This window comes from Vibrio sp. 1288 (assembly GCF_033344475.1).
In genome coordinates this window covers 1-545 of sequence record NZ_JAWPOX010000997.1, presented here as the reverse complement: position 1 = coordinate 545, position 545 = coordinate 1, and the positions used below count along the sequence as shown (strand labels likewise).

The following is a 545-nucleotide window of genomic DNA, read 5'->3' as shown; positions in this document are numbered from 1 at the left end:
GGACCTTCCCAATAAGGGATAACAAATGGCAACCACATATCGGATTTTATGATACGAGTCGTCAAATTAATTTTGTGTTCAGGTACATTGATGATCCATTGCAACGGTAAACGTCTGCCATTCGACAGGCTTGTTACCTGCATTGGCGTAATCGAGACCTCTTTCTCTGATAGATTGACCACTTTTCCCGAACGGGTCGATAGCGTACCAAAAATATGAGGCGTCTGACCGTGATGACGGTAACGACTAACCGTTAACGCACGTCCATCATCCAAGTTAAAGACAAACCAATCCCAACCTTGTTGGCCTTGGCCGATTAAGCCACTGCCCCATTCTTTTTGCGTCCAGGCTGAGCCTGTTACGGGGATGAGGCGGCCATTTAAGTTCAATGTACCTTTTACATTAAGAAACGGTGCGCTAAAGCTAAACGACGCCACAGATTGCAGTGCATGTTTAACTTGAAAGCCTTTGTCTCCATTTACCACAAACGGCCCGCTTGTCATGGTATTCAGTTCGAGTCCGAATGTGTCCGTTGTAACATTGAG

The 545-nt window shown here is 45.9% G+C and carries 1 protein-coding gene; it reads right to left on the bottom strand.

All coding sequences use genetic code 11. The features are described 5' to 3' along the window. Nucleotides 1-545 (bottom strand): lipocalin family protein (locus R8O11_RS30555; RefSeq protein WP_318195301.1); only part of this gene is annotated, 545 nt, incomplete at both ends.